Origin of the sequence: Cupriavidus sp. SIMBA_020 (genome assembly GCF_046535395.1) — a bacterium.
Lineage (GTDB): Bacteria > Pseudomonadota > Gammaproteobacteria > Burkholderiales > Burkholderiaceae > Cupriavidus > Cupriavidus campinensis.
This window is the reverse complement of the sequence record NZ_JAWRWU010000001.1, coordinates 669,956-690,217: the sequence shown is the minus strand read 5'-3', so window position 1 is coordinate 690,217 and position 20,262 is coordinate 669,956. Positions and strand designations below refer to the sequence as shown.

The 20,262-nt window shown below is 66.4% G+C and carries 18 protein-coding genes; 8 read left to right on the top strand and 10 right to left on the bottom strand.

The genetic code is table 11. The features are described 5' to 3' along the window. The first annotated feature begins 22 nt into the window (after window positions 1-22). The 5 genes from SB751_RS03220 (at window position 23) to SB751_RS03200 (ending at window position 4,784) form a co-directional block, all read left to right on the top strand. Window positions 23-880, top strand: a complete 858-nt coding sequence (locus SB751_RS03220; protein WP_211942785.1) for an SMP-30/gluconolactonase/LRE family protein — start codon at window positions 23-25, stop codon at window positions 878-880. A gap of 98 nt (window positions 881-978) precedes the next feature. Further along, a complete protein-coding gene (locus SB751_RS03215) occupies window positions 979-1,989 on the top strand; it encodes a TRAP transporter substrate-binding protein (RefSeq protein WP_144201657.1) in 1,011 nt (336 codons plus the stop codon). Window positions 1,990-2,134: 145 nt separating this feature from the next. Further along, window positions 2,135-2,584 carry a TRAP transporter small permease gene (locus SB751_RS03210; protein WP_410747820.1) on the top strand — a complete coding sequence of 150 codons (450 nt, stop codon included), beginning with the start codon at window positions 2,135-2,137 and terminating at the stop codon, window positions 2,582-2,584. Beyond that, on the top strand, window positions 2,575-3,858 hold the full coding sequence (locus tag SB751_RS03205) for a TRAP transporter large permease (protein WP_092292289.1): 1,284 nt from the start codon (window positions 2,575-2,577) through the stop codon (window positions 3,856-3,858). The genes SB751_RS03210 and SB751_RS03205 overlap by 10 nt, the downstream gene beginning before the upstream one ends. Beyond that, on the top strand, window positions 3,831-4,784 hold the full coding sequence (locus SB751_RS03200) for an aldose 1-epimerase (protein ID WP_410747779.1): 954 nt from the start codon (window positions 3,831-3,833) through the stop codon (window positions 4,782-4,784). The genes SB751_RS03205 and SB751_RS03200 overlap by 28 nt, the downstream gene beginning before the upstream one ends. Window positions 4,785-4,851: 67 nt before the next feature. Here SB751_RS03200 and SB751_RS03195 read toward each other — a convergent pair whose 3' ends face one another. Next, window positions 4,852-5,868 (bottom strand): class 1 fructose-bisphosphatase, encoded by a 1,017-nt coding sequence (locus SB751_RS03195; protein ID WP_144201651.1) that lies wholly within the window; start codon window positions 5,866-5,868, stop codon window positions 4,852-4,854. Between the two features lie 95 nt (window positions 5,869-5,963). Next, window positions 5,964-8,675, bottom strand: a complete 2,712-nt coding sequence (pepN, locus tag SB751_RS03190; RefSeq protein ID WP_410747778.1) for an aminopeptidase N — start codon at window positions 8,673-8,675, stop codon at window positions 5,964-5,966. Between the two features lie 162 nt (window positions 8,676-8,837). Between pepN and SB751_RS03185 the strand changes: the two genes are divergently transcribed. Next, the gene (locus SB751_RS03185; RefSeq protein WP_377731475.1) at window positions 8,838-9,575 is read left to right on the top strand and encodes a DUF4136 domain-containing protein; all 738 of its coding nucleotides are present in this window, start codon (window positions 8,838-8,840) and stop codon (window positions 9,573-9,575) included. Window positions 9,576-9,756: 181 nt separating this feature from the next. After that, window positions 9,757-12,078, top strand: coding sequence for an NADP-dependent malic enzyme (locus SB751_RS03180; RefSeq protein WP_211942749.1), 2,322 nt, complete (start codon window positions 9,757-9,759; stop codon window positions 12,076-12,078). Window positions 12,079-12,228: 150 nt separating this feature from the next. On the opposite strand, the gene SB751_RS03175 is transcribed toward SB751_RS03180, so the two are convergent. The 8 genes from SB751_RS03175 to SB751_RS03140 all read right to left on the bottom strand — a co-directional run bounded on the left by SB751_RS03175 (window position 12,229) and on the right by SB751_RS03140 (window position 19,537). After that, window positions 12,229-12,474: a hypothetical protein gene (locus SB751_RS03175; RefSeq protein WP_092292299.1), complete on the bottom strand. Its 246-nt coding sequence runs from the start codon at window positions 12,472-12,474 to the stop codon at window positions 12,229-12,231. A gap of 187 nt (window positions 12,475-12,661) precedes the next feature. Beyond that, a complete protein-coding gene (locus SB751_RS03170; protein ID WP_246119021.1) occupies window positions 12,662-13,324 on the bottom strand; it encodes a hypothetical protein in 663 nt (220 codons plus the stop codon). Window position 13,325: 1 nt separating this feature from the next. Beyond that, entirely contained in the window at window positions 13,326-14,003 is a 678-nt protein-coding gene (locus SB751_RS03165; RefSeq protein ID WP_144201645.1) for a hypothetical protein, read from the bottom strand. A 247-nt stretch (window positions 14,004-14,250) separates the two neighbouring features. Beyond that, window positions 14,251-15,366, bottom strand: coding sequence for a porin (locus SB751_RS03160; RefSeq protein WP_144201643.1), 1,116 nt, complete (start codon window positions 15,364-15,366; stop codon window positions 14,251-14,253). 146 nt (window positions 15,367-15,512) lie between these two features. Next, window positions 15,513-16,043 (bottom strand): 2-oxo-4-hydroxy-4-carboxy-5-ureidoimidazoline decarboxylase, encoded by a 531-nt coding sequence (uraD, locus tag SB751_RS03155; RefSeq protein WP_144201642.1) that lies wholly within the window; start codon window positions 16,041-16,043, stop codon window positions 15,513-15,515. Further along, entirely contained in the window at window positions 16,040-16,984 is a 945-nt protein-coding gene (gene puuE, locus SB751_RS03150; protein ID WP_144201640.1) for an allantoinase PuuE, read from the bottom strand. The genes uraD and puuE overlap by 4 nt, the downstream gene beginning before the upstream one ends. Window positions 16,985-17,212: 228 nt before the next feature. Continuing rightward, window positions 17,213-18,619 (bottom strand): nucleobase:cation symporter-2 family protein, encoded by a 1,407-nt coding sequence (locus tag SB751_RS03145; protein WP_144201638.1) that lies wholly within the window; start codon window positions 18,617-18,619, stop codon window positions 17,213-17,215. Between the two features lie 171 nt (window positions 18,620-18,790). Continuing rightward, window positions 18,791-19,537: a GntR family transcriptional regulator gene (locus SB751_RS03140; protein WP_149136443.1), complete on the bottom strand. Its 747-nt coding sequence runs from the start codon at window positions 19,535-19,537 to the stop codon at window positions 18,791-18,793. 355 nt (window positions 19,538-19,892) lie between these two features. Between SB751_RS03140 and uraH the strand changes: the two genes are divergently transcribed. Further along, complete coding sequence (gene uraH, locus SB751_RS03135) at window positions 19,893-20,246, top strand: hydroxyisourate hydrolase (protein WP_144201634.1); 354 nt, start codon at window positions 19,893-19,895, stop codon at window positions 20,244-20,246. Window positions 20,247-20,262 lie beyond the last annotated feature (16 nt).

Sequence of the window (20,262 nt, the reverse complement as noted above, 5' to 3'; positions counted from 1 at the left end):
TCAAGGCGAACGCATTGGCGACATGCGCTGCGGCGTGGGCGAGAGCCCCGTCTGGCACGCCGCCGAGGCTGCGCTGTACTGGACCGATATTCCCGGCCGCACGCTGTGGCGATACGACCCGGGCAGCGGGCAGACCGACCACTGGAGCCTGCCCGAGATGGCCGGCTGCATGGCGATGACGCCGGACGGCGGCTGGCTGCTGGCAATGGAAACCGGCCTGTTCCGCGTGGCGCGGCTGGTGCCGGGGCAGGCCACGCCGCCGCTGCAACGCGTGGCCACGGTGGCGCATGCGCGCGCCGGCATGCGCTTCAACGATGGCCGCGCGGACCGCCAGGGCCGCTTCTGGGCCGGCACGATGGTCATGGACATGTCGCTGGCCGCGCCCGACGGCAAGCTCTATCGCCATGACCCGGTCACCGGTGCGCTGGATGTTATGCGTGACGGATTGATCACCCCCAACGGACTCGCCTTCAGCCCCGATGGCCGCACGATGTATCTGTCCGATTCGCATCCCGCGCGGCAGGCCGTGTGGGCGTACGACTACGACACCGACACCGGCACGCCGTCCAACCCGCGCCTGTTTATCGACATGAACCGCTACCCGGGCCGCCCCGACGGCGCCGCCGTGGATGCCGATGGCGGCTACTGGATCTGCGGCAACGACGCCGGCCAGATCCACCGCTTCACGCCCGATGGCCGGCTGGACCGGTCGCTCGCGGTGCCCGTGGCCAAGCCGGCGATGTGCGCGTTCGGCGGGGCCGGGCTGGACACCCTTTATGTCACGTCGATCCGCACCGACGACACCGATCCGCTCTCGGGCGCGGTGTTCGCGCTGCAACCGGGCGTGCGCGGCCTCGAGGAGCCCATGCTGCGCGCGTGAGACCCCAATCGTCGAATCGCCGAATTGCCGTATCGCTTGCCCGCAAGCACCCAAGTCTTGAAGTCTTGATCGAAAAACTACAAATCCGGAGGCACTTCATGTTTTCTACCCGACTCCCGCGCGTCCGCCTGGGCGCACTGATGGCCGCCATGGCCGCCGCTGCTGCCACCTTGGCCACCGTGGCGATGCCGATGGCCGCGCAGGCCGCGGACATGCGCTCGGCTGACATCCACCCCGAGGACTACCCGACCGTGCAGGCCGTACGCCACATGGGCGAGTTGCTCAAGCAGCGTTCCAATGGCCGGCTGACGGTCAAGGTGTTCGCGCAGGGCTCGCTGGGCAGCGAGAAGGATGCGATCGAGCAGACCAAGATCGGCGCGCTGTCGATGGTGCGCGTGAACTCGGCGGCCATGAACAACATCTGCGAGGCCACCATCGTCCCGACGATGCCGTTCCTGTTCCGCTCCACCGACCACATGCGCCACGTGCTGGACGGCCCGATCGGCGACGACATCCTGAAGTCGTGCGAGAAGAACGGCTTCATCGGCCTGGCCTGGTATGACAGCGGCTCGCGCTCGATGTACACCACCAAGCGTCCGATCCGCACGCTGGCCGATGCCCGCGGCATGAAGATCCGCGTGCAGCAGTCGGACCTCTGGGTCTCGCTGCTGGAGGCGATGCACGCCAACGCCACGCCGATGCCGTGGGGCGAGGTCTACACCGCGCTGAAGACCGGCCTGGTCGATGGCGCCGAGAACAACTGGCCCAGTTACGAAAGCTCGCGCCAGTTCGAGGTGGCCAAGTACTACTCGCTGACCGAGCACTCGATGGCGCCCGAGATGCTGCTGTTCTCGAAGGTGATGTGGGACCGCATGTCCAAGGATGACCAGGCGATGGTGCGCCAGGCCGCCAAGGACTCGGTGCCGTACATGCGCAAGCTGTGGGACGAGCGCGAGCTGAAGTCGCGCAAGATGGTGGAGGCCGCCGGCGTGCAGATCATCAGCGTCGACAAGACCTCGTTCCAGGCCGCGATGAAGCCCGTCTATGACCGCTTCATCACCAGCGCCCAGATGAAGGACCTCGTGCGCCGCGCGCAGGATACGAAGTAAGGGTAAGGGCGCCATCATGCTTTCGTCTTCTCCCACCCCGGCCGCGCCGGTGGATGGTGCGCCGGGGCCCGCTCCGGCCCCGGTCTCCAGCCCCACCGGCGCCAGCCTCTACACCCGCTTCTGCGCCACGCTGGCTCGCGCCTGCATGGCGCTGGGCGTGACCGGGCTCGTGCTGCTGGTCATTGCCGTGCTCACGCAGGTGTTCGGCCGCTACGTGCTCAACGACACCCCCACCTGGGCCGAAACCATCGCCATGCTGCTCGTGCTCTACGTGACGATGCTCGGTACGGCGGTGGGCGTGCGCGACGCCGGCCACATCGGCCTGGAGTCCCTGCTGGTGCTGCTGCCCGAGCGCATCCGAACCAGGATCGAGCTGCTGATCCACGTGCTGGTCGGCACCTTCGGCGCGGTCATGGCCTACAACTGCGCGCTGCTGGCGCTGTCCGTGGCGGACTACAAGCTGCCCACGCTCGGCATCTCGGAGGGCTGGCGCTATCTGCCGCCGGTGATCGCCGGCGCGCTGATCGTGCTGTTTTCGATCGAACACATCATTGCGGTGCTGAAAGGCACGGAAGTGGAGCCGGCATGGCACTGATCATTCTCTCCATCAGCTTCTTCGGCCTGCTGGTCCTTGGCGTGCCGGTGGCGTTCTCGATCGGGCTGTCGGCGGTCATCACCATCCTGTACGAGGGCCTGCCGCTGGCCGTGGTGTTCCAGCAGATGACCTCGGGCATGAACGCGTTCTCGTTCCTGGCCATCCCGTTCTTCATCTTCGCCGGCGAGCTGATGCTGTACGGCGGCATCGCGGACCGCATCGTCAACTTCGCCAAGTCGATGGCCGGCCATGTGCGCGGTGGGCTGGGCATGTCGAACGTGCTGGCGTGCACGCTGTTCGGGGGCGTTTCCGGCTCGCCGGTGGCCGATGTGTCGGCCATGGGCGCGGTGATGATCCCGATGATGAAGCGCGAGGGCTACCACGCCGACTACGCGGTCAACGTGACCACGCACGCGGCGCTGGTCGGCGCGCTGATGCCGACCAGCCACAACATGATCATCTACACGCTGGCGGCGGGCGGGAAGGTGTCGATTGCCGCGCTGATCCTGGCCGGCGTGCTGCCGGCGCTGATCCTGACGATCTGCAACCTGGCCGCCGCCTACTTCGTGGCGCGCAGCCGGGGCTATCCGGCCGGCAAGTTCCCGGGCTGGGACATCGTCGGCCACTCGCTGGCGGCGGCGTTGCCCGGGCTGTTCGTGGTGGTGCTGATCCTGGTGGGCATCCTGTCCGGCGTGTTCACGGCGACGGAGTCCGCGGCGGTGGCAGTGCTCTACGCGCTGGCGCTGACCGTGCTGGTCTACCGCTCGCTGACGCGCGAGCAGTTCGTCAAGGCCGCGGCCAAGGCGGTCAAGACCACCGGCGTGGTGCTGCTGCTGATCGGCATTTCCGGCACTTTCGGCTACCTGATCAGCCTCTATGGCGTGGCCGAGCTGACCGGGCAGTTTCTGAGTTCGCTGTCCACCAGTCCGTGGATGATCTTCCTGATGGTGAACGTGATGCTGTTCATCCTCGGCACCTTCCTGGACATGGCCGCCACCATCCTGATCTGCACGCCGATCTTCCTGCCGATCTGCCAGCACTTCGGCATGGGGCCGGTGCAGTTCGGCATGATGATGCTGATCAACTGCGCGCTGGGGCTGAACACGCCGCCCGTGGGCACGACGCAGTTCGTCGGCTGCGCCATCGGCGGGGTGTCGGTGGGGCAGGTGATGAAGACGATCTGGCCGTTCTACGGGGCGCTGCTGGCGGCCCTGCTGATGGTCACCTACGTGCCGGCGTTCTCGATGTGGCTGCCGGACCTGCTGCTGAAGTGAGCGGCTGGCTGACCCCCGGCGCACTGCACACCGTGCGCGCGGGCGCCCACGTCCTGACCGTGGCGCCCGCCGCCGGTGGCCGCATGGCCGCGCTGACCACCACGCGTGCCGATGGCAGCGCCATCGACTGGCTCGCGCCGATGCCGGCCGCCGCGCTGCGCGACGGCTTCGAGGCCCGCGCCTGGCCCAAGGCCGGCAGCTATCCGCTGCTGCCGTACTCGAACCGCATCCGCGATGGCCGGTTCCGCTGGCAGGGGCGCGAGGTCCAGTTGCCGCCGCATCCGGGCCAGCCGCACGCGATGCATGGCTTCGGGCACGTCCGCCCCTGGCAGGTGGTGGAATCTCAGGAAAATGCGATCACGCTGGCGCTCCAGCATCCGCCCGGCACCGACTGGCCCTGGGCCGTGCTGGCGCGGCAGTCGCTGGTGCTGGACGAGGCGGGCCTCGCCGCCGCGCTCGACATCCGTAACGTGGGGGATACGCCGATGCCGGTGGGTGGCGGCTTCCATCCGTTCTTCGCCCGGCCGCCCGGCCTGCGCATCCAGTTCGACGCGGCGCATGTCTGGCCGGCGGACGGCGGCGGGGTGGCCACGGGCCGCGCGGCGATCGGGCGGCGCGAGGCCTTCCTGCGCGAGCGCCATCTGCCCGACTCGGACCTCTCCGTCTATTACAGCGGCTGGAAGCGCCAGGCCACGCTGCGGCGCGCGGACGGCGCCACGCTGACCCTGCGCGCCGCCGAGCCGCTCGAGCACCTGATCCTCCACGCGCCCGGCGGGTGCGACTTCGTCTGCCTGGAGCCGGTGTCGCACGTGGCGGACGCTGTCAACCTGTGCGCGCGGGGCTGGGAGGGCACCGGCCTGCGCGCGCTGGCACCTGGTGAGTCGGTCACGTTCCGCATGCAGTGGCTCATCGAGGTGCCGCGCTGATATGCAAACAGGGCGCCGGAGCGCCCTGTCTTGTCCTGCATCCCCCTATATATATAGAGGGACTGGCTTACGCCTTGCCTTCGGCTTCCCGGTGGTAGCGCGTGATGCGATCCACCTCGTTCTTGGAGCCGAGCACCACCGACACGCGCTGGTGCAGCTGGGTCGGCTGCACGTCCAGGATGCGGTCGTGGCCGTTGGTGGCCGCGCCGCCGGCCTGTTCGACCAGGAACGCCATCGGGTTGGCCTCGTACATCAGGCGCAGCTTGCCCGGCTTCTCCGGCTCGCGCTTGTCCCACGGATAGAGGAACACGCCGCCGCGGGTCAGGATGCGGTGCACATCGGCCACCATCGACGCCACCCAGCGCATGTTGAAGTTCTTGCCGCGCGGGCCTTCCTCGCCGGCCAGGCATTCGTCGATGTACTCGCGCACGGGCGGGGCCCAGTGACGCATGTTCGACATGTTGATGGCAAATTCCTTGGTGTCTTCCGGAATCTGCACGTCCGACTGGGTCAGCACGAAGCTGCCGGCCTCGCGGTCCAGCGTGAACATATGTACGCCGTTGCCCACGGTCAGCACCAGCGTGGTCTGCGGGCCGTACACGGCATAGCCGGCCGCCACCTGGTGCGTGCCCGGCTGCAGGAAGTCGTGCTCCGTCACGGTCTGGCCCGGCTTGGGCATGTGCAGCACCGAGAAGATCGTGCCGATCGACACGTTCACGTCGATATTCGACGAGCCGTCGAGCGGATCGAACAGCAGCAGGTACTCACCCTTCGGGTAGCGGTTCGGGATCTCGTAGAACGAGTCCATTTCCTCCGAGGCCATCGCCGCCAGGTGGCCGCCCCACTCGTTGGCGTCGAGCAGCACTTCATTGGCGATGACGTCCAGCTTCTGCTGGGTCTCGCCCTGCACATTGCCGGTGCCGGCCGAGCCGAGCACGCCCGCGAGGGCGCCCTTGCTCACGGCGTTGGAAATGGCCTTGCAGGCGCGCGCCACCACCTCGATCAGCAGCCGGAGCTCCGGCTGGATCGTGTTGTGCTTGCGCTGCTCCTCGACCAGATAGCGGGTGAGGCTGATGCGTGTCATGTGGGTTCTCCTTCGATGGCCGCAATTCTACATGTCTGCCGCTACAGACATCGCAGTTTTACGAATGGTTGCCGCTCCGTCCTCAGCCGGCGGGGTCAGGCAGCCAGTGACTTGCCGACGATCTCCCGCACGTCCCGCGAGAGCGTCTGGGACGCCGCCACGCGCTCCAGCGCGGCGCGCATGCGGTCCCGCAGCGGCAGCGCGTACTTCTGCCAGCGATCCATCACCCGCGCCAGCCGGGCGGCCACCTGCGGGTTGATGGCGTCCAGCGCCAGCACCTGATCGGCCCAGAATTCGTAGCCGGAGCCGTCCTCGGCGTGGAACTGCGCCGGATTGCCCGAGCAGAAGCTGAAGATCAGCGAGCGGGCGCGGTTCGGGTTGCGCAGGTTGAAGGCGGGGTGGGCCATCAGCGCGCGCACGGTGTCGATGGTGCGCTTGCCGGCGTGCGGGCCCACGTCGCCGCGCTGCATGCCCTGGAGCGAGAACCACTTGTCGATGACCAGCGCGTCCTGCTCGAAGCGCTGGTAGAAATCCGCCAGCGCGTGCTCGCGGCCCGGTGCGAAGCTGTTGACCAGCGCCGACAGCGCCGCGGCGCGGTCGGTCATATTGTCGGCCTGCTGGTAGTGGGTGTCGGCCAGCGCCTGCATGGCGGCGTCGCCGCTGTCGGCCAGATAGCCGAGCGCCAGGTTGCGCAGCGCGCGGCGGGCCATCGCATCCGCGTCGGGGCTGTACGGCCCCGGAGTGGCGTTGGCTTCATATGCGGCGAGCCATTCGCGTTGCAGCGCGCTGGCCAGGCCCTCGCGCATGAACAGGCGGGCGCGGTGGATCGCGGCCGGATCGGCCACGCCCATGCGCTCGGCCAGATAGGCTTCGGCAGGCAGCATCAGCGCCTGCTCGCGGAACGCCGGGCTCAGCGAGCCGTCCGTCAGCACGGCGCGGAAGGCAGCCACCAGCGCAGGGTCGAGCTTCAGTTCCCGGCCGGCCTGCACCTCGCCCACCAGTTTCAGCAGCGCGCGCGTGGCCAGGCGCTGGCCGGCTTCCCAGCGGTTGAACGCGTCGCTGTCTTGGGCCAGCAGGAAGGTCAGTTCGGCATCGGAGTATTCATAATCGACGATGACCGGCGCGGAGAAGTCGCGCAGCAGCGAGGGCAGGGGCGCCTTGTCGCCGCGCGGCAGCCCCGTGAAGCGGAAGGTCTGTTCGGCCTGCGTGAAGTCGAGCACGCGGGTGGTGCCACGCTGGGTAGCATCCCCGGCCCGCTCGCCTTCGAGGTGCAGCGGCAGGTCGGCGCCATCGGCACCGATCAGGCCCACCGCGAACGGGATGTGGAACGGCTGCTTTTCGGGCGTGCCCGCGCGGGTCTCGATGCCGACCTTGGGGCAGCGCTGGGTCAGCGTTAGCGCCAGCGTGCCGGCGGCGCCGTCCCACGCGGTCTTCACGCTGACCACCGGCGTGCCGGCCTGGCTGTACCAGAGCCCGAACTGGGTCAGGTCGCGGCCGTTGGCGTCGGCCATGGCGGCGCGGAAGTCGTCGCAGGCCACGGCCTGGCCGTCATGGCGCTGGAAGTACAGGTCCATGCCCTTGCGGAAGCCGTCGCGGCCCAGCAGGGTCTGGTACATCCGCACGACTTCGGCGCCTTTCTCGTAGACCGTGACGGTGTAGAAGTTGTTGATCTCCTCGTAGCTGTCCGGGCGCACCGGGTGGGCCATCGGGCCGGCATCCTCGGGGAACTGCACCTGGCGCAGCACGCGCACGTCCTCGATCCGCTTCACCGCGCGGCCGGACTCGGAGCCCATCATGTCCGCCGAGAACTCCTGGTCGCGGAACACCGTCAGCCCTTCCTTGAGCGAAAGCTGGAACCAGTCGCGGCAGGTCACGCGGTTGCCGGTCCAGTTGTGGAAGTACTCGTGCCCCACCACCGACTCGATATTGGCGAAGTCCACGTCCGTGGCCGTCTGCGCATTGGCCAGCACGTACTTCGTATTGAAGATGTTCAGGCCCTTGTTCTCCATCGCCCCCATGTTGAAGTCGCTCACGGCGACGATCATGAAGCGGTCGAGGTCGAGTTCCAGCCCGAAGCGGCGCTCGTCCCAGCGGATGGCATGGATCAGGGAGTCCATGGCGTGGCGGGTCTTGTCGAGGTCCTGCGGCTCCACCCAGACCTGCAGCAGCTTTTCCTTGCCCGAGGCGCTGGTGATGCGCTCCTCCACGCAGGCCAGCTTGCCGGCCACCAGCGCGAACAGGTAGGACGGCTTGCGGAACGGGTCTTCCCAGACGGCTTCGTGGCGGCCATCGGGCAGCGCGCGCTCGGACAGCAGGTTGCCGTTGGAGAGCAGCACCGGGCTGGCGGCGCGGTCGGCGCGCAGCGTGACGCGGTAGGTCGCCATCACGTCGGGTCGATCGAGGAAATAGGTGATGCGGCGGAAGCCTTCGGCTTCGCACTGGGTGAAGAAGTTGCCGTTGGAGACGTAGAGGCCGGACAGCGTGGTATTTGCCGCCGGGTTGCAGGCGGTGGTGATGGCGAGCGTGCCCTGCGCCGGCAGGCCGGTCAGCGTGAGCGTGCCGGCGTCTTCCTTCGCGCTGGCGAACGGCTGGCCGTCGAGGGTTACGCCGAGCAGCTCCAGGGCCTCGCCCACCATGACCAGCGGGGCGTCGCCGGTCGTGCCGGGCGCGCGCTGGAAGGTCAGCGTGCTGGTGACGACGGTGCGTTGCGGGTCCAGCTCCAGCACCAGATCGACGTGGTCGATGGCGAAGGCGGGCGGAGTATAGTCCTTGCGATAGACGGTAACGGGCGTATCGGTGCGCAGCATGGGGAATCCTGTCTTCGGAGTGACCGGGGGCGGGCGCCACGGCGGGTGGCGGTGCGGAAGGTCCGCGGAAGTCCCCATTGTAGCCAAGGGCGGCGGGGAATTCCGCGAGACCGCCCGTGTCTGAAGTCTGGTAGGACGAACGAACAAGAACGAGGTATCGCGATGTGGGATTTGGTAGCAGGGATGGGGCGACGGGCCGTGGTGGCGCTTGGGGCGCTGGGAGTATTGGGTTTGGCTGGCTGCGCCAGCACGGTGACCACCGAGGTCACCGCCTTCCGGCAGGCCGGGTGGCAGAACGACGCGCCGCGCACCTACGCCTTCGAGCGTGCGCCGGTGCAGGCGCCGGCCGGGCAGGCGGCGGGGCAGCCCGCCCAGGCCCCGCAGACTCAGCAGGCTCAGCAAGTCCAGGCTCAGGATTCCCAGCTCGAATATGAGACCTACCAGGCGTGGCTGGCCGAGGCGCTGGCCGGCGTAGGCTTCGAGCAAACGCCGCCGGGGCAGGCGCGCTACCTCGTCAGCATGGACTACGGCGCCGTGCCCGGCATGGTGCGCGTGGCCGAAACCTACTATTCCGATCCCTGGTACGGCCCGTGGGGACCGTACTGGGGGCCGTACGGCGGCTACTACCGGCCCTATGGCCCGTGGGGCTGGGGCCCTGGCTATTGGCCGCCGCAGACCGTGGTGCGCGACGTGCCGGTGACGTTCTCCAGCCTGCGCATCTTCTTCAAGGACGCCGCGAGCGGCAAACGCGTGTACCAGATCACCGCGCGCAATACCACCGAGGGCGGCAGCCTGGCGGGCGTGATGCCGTACATGATCCGCAGCGCCCTGACCGAATTCCCGTCCGAGAACGGCCGGCCCCGGCGCGTGACACTGGAAGTCGACAAGGACAAGAAGTAATTGCGGCGCGGCGCATGGGACGCCCGCTGGTTCACCCATAAGACAAGGCGATTGCCTACCGTGCGGTAAAAGGAGTTTTGCGCCAGATTCGCGCAAAACTGCTGCCGGCACGCGGCAAAGCGCAACCAGTCGCGAAATGGCTGGGCTAGAATGGCTCCTCGATTTTTTCCGGTACGAGCAAATGAGCAGCAAGACAAGCGGTGATGCACCGCAACATGCCCCCAATAGCCCTGAAGCGCAGTTGCGTCTCGCCGCGCTGGAATATCACCGCAGCCCGACCAAGGGCAAGATCCAGGTAACCGCCACCAAGGCGCTGTCCAACCAGCGCGACCTGTCGCTGGCCTACTCGCCGGGCGTGGCCTATGCCTGCGAGGAGATCGCCAAGGATCCGTCGATGGCCGCCGAGTACACCTCGCGCGCCAACCTCGTGGCCGTGATCACCAACGGCACCGCCGTGCTCGGCCTGGGCGATATCGGCCCGCTGGCTGGCAAGCCGGTGATGGAAGGCAAGGGCTGCCTGTTCAAGAAGTTCGCCGGCATCGATGTGTTCGACATCGAACTCGATGCCCGCGACCCGGACAAGATCGTCGAGATCGTCGCCGCGCTGGAGCCCACGCTCGGCGGCGTGAACCTCGAGGACATCAAGGCGCCCGAGTGCTTCTATATCGAGAAGAAGCTGCGCGAGCGCATGAACATCCCCGTCTTCCATGACGACCAGCACGGTACGGCCATCATCTCGGCCGCGGCACTGCTGAACGGCCTGAAGGTGGTGGGCAAGGAAATCGGCAGCGTGAAGGTGGCCGTGTCGGGCGCCGGCGCCGCTGCCATCGCCTGCCTGGACACCATGGTGAGCCTGGGCCTGAAGCGCGAGAACATCTCCGTGGTGGACTCGAAGGGCGTGATCTATGTGGGCCGCGACGCCAACATGGAAGCCAACAAGGCCCGCTACGCGCAGGACACCGCCAACCGCACGCTGGCGGACATCGTCAACAACGCCGACGTGTTCCTGGGCTGCTCCACCGCTGGCGTGCTGACCGGCGAGATGGTCAAGACGATGGCCGACAAGCCGATCATCCTGGCGCTGGCGAACCCGGAACCGGAAATCCGCCCGGAAGTGGCCAAGGCCGCGCGCCCGGACTGCATCATCGCAACCGGCCGGTCGGACTATCCGAACCAGGTCAACAACGTGCTTTGCTTCCCGTACATCTTCCGTGGCGCGCTGGACTGCGGCGCGACGAAGATCACCGAGGAAATGAAGCTGGCCTGCGTGAAGGCGATTGCCGAGCTGGCCGAAGCCGAGCTGAACGACGCCGTGGCCGCTGCCTACGGTGGCCGTGAGCTGAAGTTCGGCCCGGACTACATCATTCCCACGCCGTTCGACCAGCGCCTGATCGAGAAGATCGCGCCGGCCGTGGCGAAGGCCGCCGAGGAATCGGGCGTGGCCACGCGGCCGATCCAGGACCTGGAAGCCTATCGCCAGCAACTGACGCACTACGTCTACCACACCGGCCTGATCATGAAGCCGGTGTTCTCGGCCGCCAAGGCCGCGCCGAAGCGCGTGGCCTACGCCGAGGGCGAGGAAGAGCGCGTGCTGCGTGCCGTGCAGGGCGTGGTGGACGAGGGCCTGGCCAAGCCGATCCTGATCGGCCGCCCGCACGTGATCCAGATGCGCATCGAGAAGGCCGGCCTGCGCCTGCGCCCGGGCGTGGACTTCGAGCTGATCAACCCCGAGGACGATCCGCGCTACCGCGCCTATCACGAGGCCTACCACGCGCTGCGCGGCCGCGACGGCGTGACGCCGGACATGGCCAAGGTGGCGCTGCGCCGCTCGAACACGCTGATCGGCACCATGCTGATGCATATGGGCGATGCCGATGCACTGCTGTGCGGCACCGTGGGCCGCTTCGAAGCCCATCTGGAGCACGTGCGCGACGTGATCGGCCTGGCGCCGGGCGCCAAGGTGTTCGCCGCCATGAACGCGCTGATGCTCGAGAAGTACACGCTGTTCATCACCGATACCTTCGTGAACGAGGACCCGACCGCCGAGGAACTGGCTGCCATCACGCAACTGGCCGCCGAGGAAATCCAGCGTTTCGGCCTGCATCCGAAGGTGGCGATGATGTCGCACTCGATGTTCGGCTCGTCGAACCGCCCGTCGGCACGCAAGATGCGCGACGCCGCCGCGATCCTGGCCAAGGTGGCCCCGCAGCTGGAAGTGGAAGGCGAGATGCAGGGCGATGCAGCACTGGTCGAGGACGTGCGCCGTCACTTCCTGCCGAACACCAAGCTGGCCGGTAGCGCCAACCTGCTGGTCATGCCGACGCTGGACGCCGCCAACATCGCCTTCAACCTGCTCAAGATCACGGGCGGGCAGGGGGTGACGGTGGGCCCGATCCTGCTGGGCGCGGCCAAGCCGGTGCATATCCTGAACCCGCAGGCCACCACGCGGCGCATCGTCAACATGACGGCCGTGGCCGTCGCGGAGTCGAGCGCGGTGCGCTAAGTGTCTGGCGCGGCGCGCTAGGCAGCGGCCGGCAGGAAAGCGCTGGTGCCAAAGAAAAACCGGGCCTGAGGAAACTCAGGCCCGGTTTTTTCATGTCGGTGCGCTGGCAGCGTCTGCCGGGGTTGCCAGCGCGTCGGCGGGGCGATTGCACTATTGCAGCACGTTGTACTGCTCCCGCATTACCACGATGATCGAGCGTGCCGCTGCCATGCGATGGGACAAGTCGTCAAAGGTATCCTCGCGAAAATCAACCTCAGCGCTCCAGTTGCAACCCGTATGGTCCGGCTGGTGCACGCGCATGGCGTGAAGTTCCGCCTCGCCGCATTCAGGGTTGTTGTCCAGGCACTGGCTCAGGATAGCCATCAATTCCGACCGGGTCTTCGCATAGCGCCTCATGAGTCACCTCTTTGGTTCGCCGCGGGATTCGCGCTGGTTCGTGGTCCGGCCCACAGTCCGGACAATTAATCTATGCAGCGGGCGGGTCAGTCGCCAATTGAATCCACCTATGGAGCACCGGCTTCCGATCCTTCCCGGCATGTATTCCGCAGCGCAGCAATTGCCGCCGTCCTGGCCATCCGCTGCGCTAGAACGCGATCCCCATCGACACCACCACCACCTGCGCCGACGAAGCAGGATTGAACCAGTACACGCCCGCGGTGACCCGCTTGAACGTTACCTGCGCGAACGGGCCGCGTTGAATGTCGCGATCCGATTGATAGGCGCGCGTCCGCTGCACCGCGAGGCCGAGCCTGAGCCAGTCCGCCGGCCGATAGGCGAGTTCGCTCCACGCATAGACGTAGCTCGATTCGCGCTCGCGCTGGTCATGCACGTATTCGATCTCGATGTAGTAGTCGAACTTCCGCCAGGCAAGACTGGCCTCCAGGCCGCCGATCGGGCCGCGAACGTCGCCGCCGACCCAGCCCACGATCGGCGTAGCGGAGTAGGTGAGGGCTTCGCCGCCGGCAAAGGTCCACCCGACGAAGGCCGACATCGCGCGTCTCGCCTCATAGTTGACCCGTGTCTCCAGACGCAGCGCGCCAATATTCGCGCCGACGATGCCGGTCACGTACTGCTCGCCATGACGCGGAATGTTCCAGTAGGCCGTGGCGGCGAGGCTTTTCTCCGGGCCGCCGGCTTCCTTCGCTTCTTCCCCCACTTCGGCACGCGCGTCCTGGCAGGCCATTGCCATTACCGCTGCCATTGCCATGCCGACGCCGCCGACCATCACCCGGCAACGGGGGCGCATGTCAGCCACCCAGGGCGATGACCGCCATGGTCAGCGCCAGACCCAACGCCAGCATGCCGAAGCCAGCGCGTATGGCACCAAAGCCTGCGTAGTGCCCGAGCGCCATGCCACCCGCGAACAGCATGATCATCGAGAGCACGCGTGAGATGAGCAACGCAAGCGGCACGTGGTCGATCAGAACGAACGGCAGTGCCACCGGGAAGGTCGACAGCACGACGATGAAGAAGATGCGGACTGAGCCGAGCCAGTCGGCGGCGTCGAGGGTGGGGCGCGTCGGCAGGGCGGTCGCACCGGCCAGCCGGGCGCGGATGGCTTCCAGCTCGGTGTCGTCGACGAGCGTCCTCATCGCCGGCGGCAGCGTGTCGCGGATGATCCGCACGGCTTGCGCGGGATCGGCGGCGTGCTGCACCGCCAGCGCCAGCCTGAGCCGCTGGCCGCGGTTGGCCAGCGTCCGCACGAGGAACATGACCGCGTCGACGAGCCCCCAGGCAAGGTTGCAGCCCAGCGCCGCGCGTAGCATCAGGTGCCCCGCGTCAGGACCGACCGAAGTGGAGACGGCGCCGACAAACGTCAGGGCCATGAACAGTCCAAACAACATCTCTGACACGCGGTCGACGATATCGAGCACGGGCTCGCGTGTTTCCGCTGCGTTCTCGATGGCGATGTGGTTCGGATTCATGAGGCGTCGTTCCTCGAAAAGTGCCGGCAGCCTGACCTATTTATAGGCGGATCTTCGCGAGGATTCGCTTGGCCGAAAGGCCCGATCGCGCCAATCGCCGCGGGTAGCCGGAACGAGGACGCGATGAGGCCGTGATGCGGTGTGCCTCATGATGCACCGTCGGTATGGCGCCAAAAAAAAATGCCGTCCAGCGCCTGGCTGGACGGCATCGCCGCCGAAACGGCTTCCGTCTGACCGGTGACCCGGATCAGAACTTGTGACGCATGCCCACGCCGAAGGTATCGCCGTGCTCGAGGCCAGTGATCTTGTCGTAGAAATACGCTGCGTACACGTCCGTACGCTTCGACAGGTTGTAGTCGTAGGCCACCGCGAACGTGTTGCGCTTGAAGCTGGCCACGTCGTTCAGCGTCTTCACGTAGCCGTACGAGGCCAGAACGTTGCCCGCGCCCACCGGCACCGAAACGCCGGCCTGGCCGTCCATGTGCTTGATGTCGCCGTTGACGTTGGCGTTGACGTCGCTCTTGATGTACTGGCCCTGCGCGAACACCTTCACGACCTTGAAGTCGTACGACAGGCCCACCTGCACGGCGTTCTGCTTGTCGAAGCCCTGGATGTACGGGCTGTTGACGCTGCCGGTGGAGTTGGTCAGGTCACCCGGGGTGCTGTCGAACTTGACCTGCTGGTAGGCCACCGTCGCGGCGAAGTTGCCGACGAAGTACGTCAGGTTGGCGCCGAACTTGTTCTTGCTGTTGTTGCCGGCCGACTCACCCAGGCTGTAGATGAAGTTGGCGGTCAGGCCGCCGAACGTCGGCGTGGAGTAGACGATCGAGTTGCTCCAGCCGGAGTCGCCGATGATGCCCGGATCGTACAGCTGGCCGTTGTTGACCGTGAAGTACGTGTGGAAGATCTGCGGCGAGAACACGTACGAGTCGACCAGCGGGTTGAACAGGATCGTCGAGACGAAGTACGGCGTAGTGTTGCGGCCGAGCTTGACCGTGCCGTAGCTGTTGTTCTGCAGGCCGACATACGCATTGCGGCTGAACATCGAGTCGCCGTTGAAGCGGCCCATCGAGCCGGAGTCGGTGCGGAAGAAGCCGTTCAGGTCGAAGATGGCCTTGGTGCCCATGCCCAGGTCCTCTACGCCCTTGATCCCCCAGTAAGACGTCTGCATGCCGCCCGAATTGGCCACAAAGGCTCGGTCGCCGTTGCCCGGGCTCTTGACGCCACCGACGAACATGTCGGCCTGGCCGTACAGCGTGACGCTGGACTGGGCCATGGCCGCGCCGGAAAAGAGCATGGCGGCGACGGCCGCCAGCTTGATCGCCGGCTTGGAAGCCGGCTTGTTGTTGTACTGCTTCTGCATGGTAAAGACCTCCGTGGTTGTGATGCCTGCTCAGAACGTTTCTTGTGTGTGCCGGAACCCTTCTGGGTCTCTCTGGTGTGTCGAACGTTGCTGCCCTTCTTTCTCTCTCTCTTCTTCCAGTTGCCGCGCTATGCGTGTCGCGGCAACTAAGTCGCGGATACTAAGTCGTTCAGCCGGAACTGCGCAATGCGATGAATCTGACTGATGCAAGTTTGCAACTCCACCCCGGGCGCGTTATCGAGGCGGCTTGCAAAAGCGTCGATGATGCCGTGGCGGTCATAGCCGCGAACGGCCAGGATGAACGGGAAGCCGAACTTCTGGTTGTAGGCGGCGTTGAGCGCCTGCAGCCGTTCGAACTCCTCGGCCGTGCATTGGTCGAGCCCCGCGCCGGCCTGCTCGCGCGTGGACTCTGCCGTCAGCTCGCCGCGCACCGCAGCCTTGCCGGCCAGCTCCGGGTGGGCGCGCACCAGCTTCAGCTGGGCGGCCTCGCCGGCGGCATCGACGGCACCACGCAGCGCGGCGGCCAGTGCTGCGGCGTCGGCGAACGGGCGCGCCTTGGCGGCGGTCTCGGCGAACCAGGGCGAATGCTCGTAGATGCCGCCTAGTACTTCGACGAATTCAGCCTCGGGCATCGCATTCAGCTGGGCGAGGGTGTAGGTCGTGCCGGTCGTGCTCATGCCTGGCTCCCGTGCGGATGGGTGTCGATCCAGTGGCGGGCGATGTCCACGCGCCGGCAGATCCATACCTTGTCGTGCGCCTGCACGTAGTCCAGGAAGCGTTGCAGCGCGCGGAAGCGGCCCGGGCGGCCGAGCAGCCGGCAGTGCATGCCGATCGACAGCATCTTGGGCCGGTCCTGGCCCTCGGGGTCGCCCTCGGCATAGAGCACGTCGAACGCGTCCTTCAGGTACTGGAAGAACTGGTCGCCCGTGTTGAAGCCCTGCGGCGTGGCGAAGCGCATGTCGTTCGAGTCGAGCGTGTACGGCACCACCAGATGCGGCTTCTTCTCGCCGCCGGTGACTTCCACCTCGGTCCAGAAGGGCAGGTCGTCACCGTAGTAGTCGGCGTCGTACAGCAGGCCGCCGTGCTCCACCACCAGCCGGCGCGTGTTGGGGCTGTCCCGGCCGGTGTACCAGCCGAGCGGCATTTCGCCGGTCAGTTCCTTGATGATCTGCATGCCGATGCGCATGTGCTCGCGCTCGGTGGCTTCGTCGATGTTCTGGTAGTGAATCCAGCGCCAGCCGTGGCAGGCGATTTCGTGGCCCAGCTCGACGAACGCGCGCGTCAGCTCGGGATGGCGCTGGAGCGCCATCGACACGCCGAAGATCGTCAGCGGCAGCTTGCGCTGCTCGAACTCGCGCAGGATGCGCCAGACCCCGGCGCGCGAGCCGTACTCGTACACGCCTTCCATGCTCATGTGCCGCTCGGGATAGGCCGCGGCACCGATGATCTCGGACAGGAACTGCTCGGAGCCGGCGTCGCCGTGCAGCACGTTGTTTTCGCCGCCTTCCTCGTAATTGAGCACGAACTGCAGCGCGATGCGCGCGCCGCCCGGCCAGCGGGCGTGCGGCGGCTGGGCGCCGTAGCCGATGAGATCGCGTGGATAGTTATCGTGTGTCATCTCTTATATGTCTGCTTCAGGAGAAATCTGCTGCTCGCATGAGCGAAGGTCTCGATTGTTGTCATCGCCCCTGGCTGAAGCGACTTCACTTACGCAAAGCGCGTGCCAGAGGCGTCTCATGCGAGTCCGGCGCTGTTGACATGTTTTAGCGATGGTTGCGCGCCAAATGCCGTCAAAAACTGTCGGACAAAAATGTTGAATACGATTGTTGAATCAGGATTGTTGGGCTCACTCCGTGCCGTGGGAGTTGGCCGCTGCGCTGCGCATGGCCTCGTCGGCCGATTGCATGCCGTTGAAGAACAGGTTCAGCACGACCGCGACGATGGTGCCCAGCACGATGCCGCTGTGCGTGAACGGATCGGTCCACTTGGGCAGGTACTGGAACAGCGTGGGCGAGAGCGTGGGGATCATGCCGAAGCCGATGGAGATCGCCACGATGAACAGGTTGTGCCGGTTGCGGGTGAAGTCGCAGCTACCCAGGATGCGGATGCCCGACGCGGCGACCATGCCGAACATCACGATGCCGGCGCCGCCGAGCACGAACTGGGGCACCGACGCCACGATGTGCGCCATCTTCGGGAACAGGCCGAACGCGATCAGGATCACGCCGCCGGCTGCCGCCACGTAGCGCGAGCGCACGCCGGTCACGGTGACCAGGCCCACGTTCTGCGAGAACGAGGTGTACGGGAAGGTGTTGAAGATGCCGCCGATCACGGTGCCCAGGCCGTCGGCGCGCAGGCCGGCGGTCAGGTCGTTGCGGCTAAGCTTGCGGCCGGTGATGTCGGAGAGGGCCAGGAACATGCCGGTGGACTCGACCAGCGTGATCAGCATCACGATGCACATCGACAGGATGGCCGTGATCTCGAACGTCGGCATGCCGAAGTGCAGCGGCGTGATGATGGCCACGTAGCTGGCTTCGTTCAGGCCCTCGAACGAGACCTTGCCGAACGCCATCGCCACCACCGTGCCGATCACGATGCCGAGCAGCACCGCGCAGTTGGCGATCAGCCCCCGGCCATAGCGCGAGAGCAGCAGGATCACCAGCAGCACCAGGCCGGCGATGGCCAGGTTGCCGAGGTCGCCGTAGGCGAGGTTGGGCACGTCCTTGACCACGCCGTCGATCACGGTGCGCGTGGTGGGCTGGCCGCCGCCGGCCCAGTTGATACCCACCCGCATCAGCGACACCCCGATCAGCGTGATCACCGTGCCGGTCACCACGGGCGGAAACAGCCCGAGCATGCGTCCCATCATCGGCGCAATCAGCACGCCGAACAGCCCTGACGCGATCACCGCGCCGTAGATGCCGAGCAGGCCCACGTTGGGGTCGTTGCCGATGGCGATCATCGGTGCCACCGAGGCAAACGTCACGCCCATCATCACGGGCATGCGGATACCGAACTTCCAGAAGCCGATGGCCTGGATCAGCGTGGCGAGCCCGGCCGCGAACAGATCGGCATTGATCAGGAACGCCAACTGGTCCTTGGGCAGCTTGAGCGCCCCGCCGACGATGAGCGGTACGGCAACGGTGCCGGCGTACATCACCAGCACGTGTTGCAGGCCCAGCGCCAGCAGGCGCCCGGAGGGCAGCCGTTCGTTGGTGAGGTCCGTGGGGACCGTGGTGCTTGGGGAAGTCATGGGTGTGTCTCCTCTCCTTTGGTTTTGATGGGAACGCGCGCCGGGGTCCATGGCCTCTTGTAGTTATGAGGGTCTCGCGCCGTGCCTCTGTCGGGCGTTGGTGGCGGCGGGATTTGTGGGCCTGGCATCGGCAACAGGGGTGTGCTGTTGTCCGGCGGCGGGAACATCGCGCTAGGTGGAGCGGCCCAGCACGCTGCGAAGATCGAAATTGCCGGGTTCGTCCGGCTGCACGCGGTCCGCACAGGCGCCAAGGTGGTGCGCCATGCGCGACTGGGCGAGGGCGGCGTCGCCCTGTTCCAGTGCGTCGAGAATGTCGTCGTGTTCGTCGAACGAGCACGCGTTGTGGCCAGGGGACTCGACGCTGGCAATCATCAGCGTGGTGCGCGAGACCAGCCGGCGCATCATCGTCACCAGCAGCGCGTTGCCGGACAGCTCGGCCAGTGCGGTGTGGAACTCGGCGGAGAGCCGGATCCAGCGCGGGCGCGCGTGCGTCAGGAAGGCCTGGCGCTCGGACTCCACCATCTTGCGCAGCGGGGCGATCACGGTGCGGACGTTGGGCAGGCTGGCGAGCTTCTCCAGCACGGCGCGCTCGAGCATCTGGCGCAGCTCGAACATGTCGTGCGCTTCGTCGGTGGACGGGCTGGCGATGAACGCGCCCCGGTTGGGTTCGAGGTCGACCATGCCGTCAGCGGCCAGCCGCGAGAGCACCTTGCGCACGGTGTGGCGCGCGGTGGCATAGATCTCGCAAAGCGAATGCTCGGTCAGCTTGGTGCGCGGCGGCAGCCGGTGCTCCATGATCGCGTCGTAGATCTCGTGGTACATGCGCTCCTCCACGGAGCCCTTGCGGGCGGGCTTGTTATCGGAGGGGGTGGACTGGGCTTCGGCCACGGCGGCAATCAGTTTGAGATTCTTGGACATCCTGGGCACTCGCAAGGGAGACAGAGGGGATGATCGGGAGGAGCAACGATCGTAGCGAGTGGGTATCAAGTCGACATCAGGCGCCTTGATACCGGTCATACGGTCGCGTGGATCTAAAAATTGTTGACAATTATTTGGATATGCAAGCACTATTGTCAACAAAACCTGAGAAGGTTTTCGACAAGTACGGGAAATCCCCGAGTTGTCATACGGATTGGGCAGGCGCATTGTCGCCACGCACCAATCCAGCGCCGGGATGCGTTAAAAGACGTACCGAGCGGGCATCATTCCCACAAATGGTGCTAGTGAAGGCAGCGGCGCCCCTCACAACCCACACCCGCAAAGGAAGAACAGGATGGGACGCTTGACCACTCACGTTCTCGACACGGCCGCCGGCACGCCCGGTAAGGCGATGTCGGTCACCCTTCATAAAATTGTCGACAATCGCCGCGAGACGCTGAAGCAACTCGTGACCAACCACGATGGCCGTTGCGACCAGCCGCTGCTGGAAGGCGATGCGCTCGTGGCAGGCGTGTACGAACTCGAGTTCGGCGCCGGCGACTATTTCCGTGCCCAGGGCGTGCAGTTGCCCGACCCGGCATTTCTCGACGTGGTGACGCTGCGCTTCGGCATTGCCGACACGGCCGCGCACTACCACGTGCCCCTGCTGGTGTCGCCGTGGTCGTACTCGACCTACCGCGGCAGCTGAGCATCAGGCGGACGGG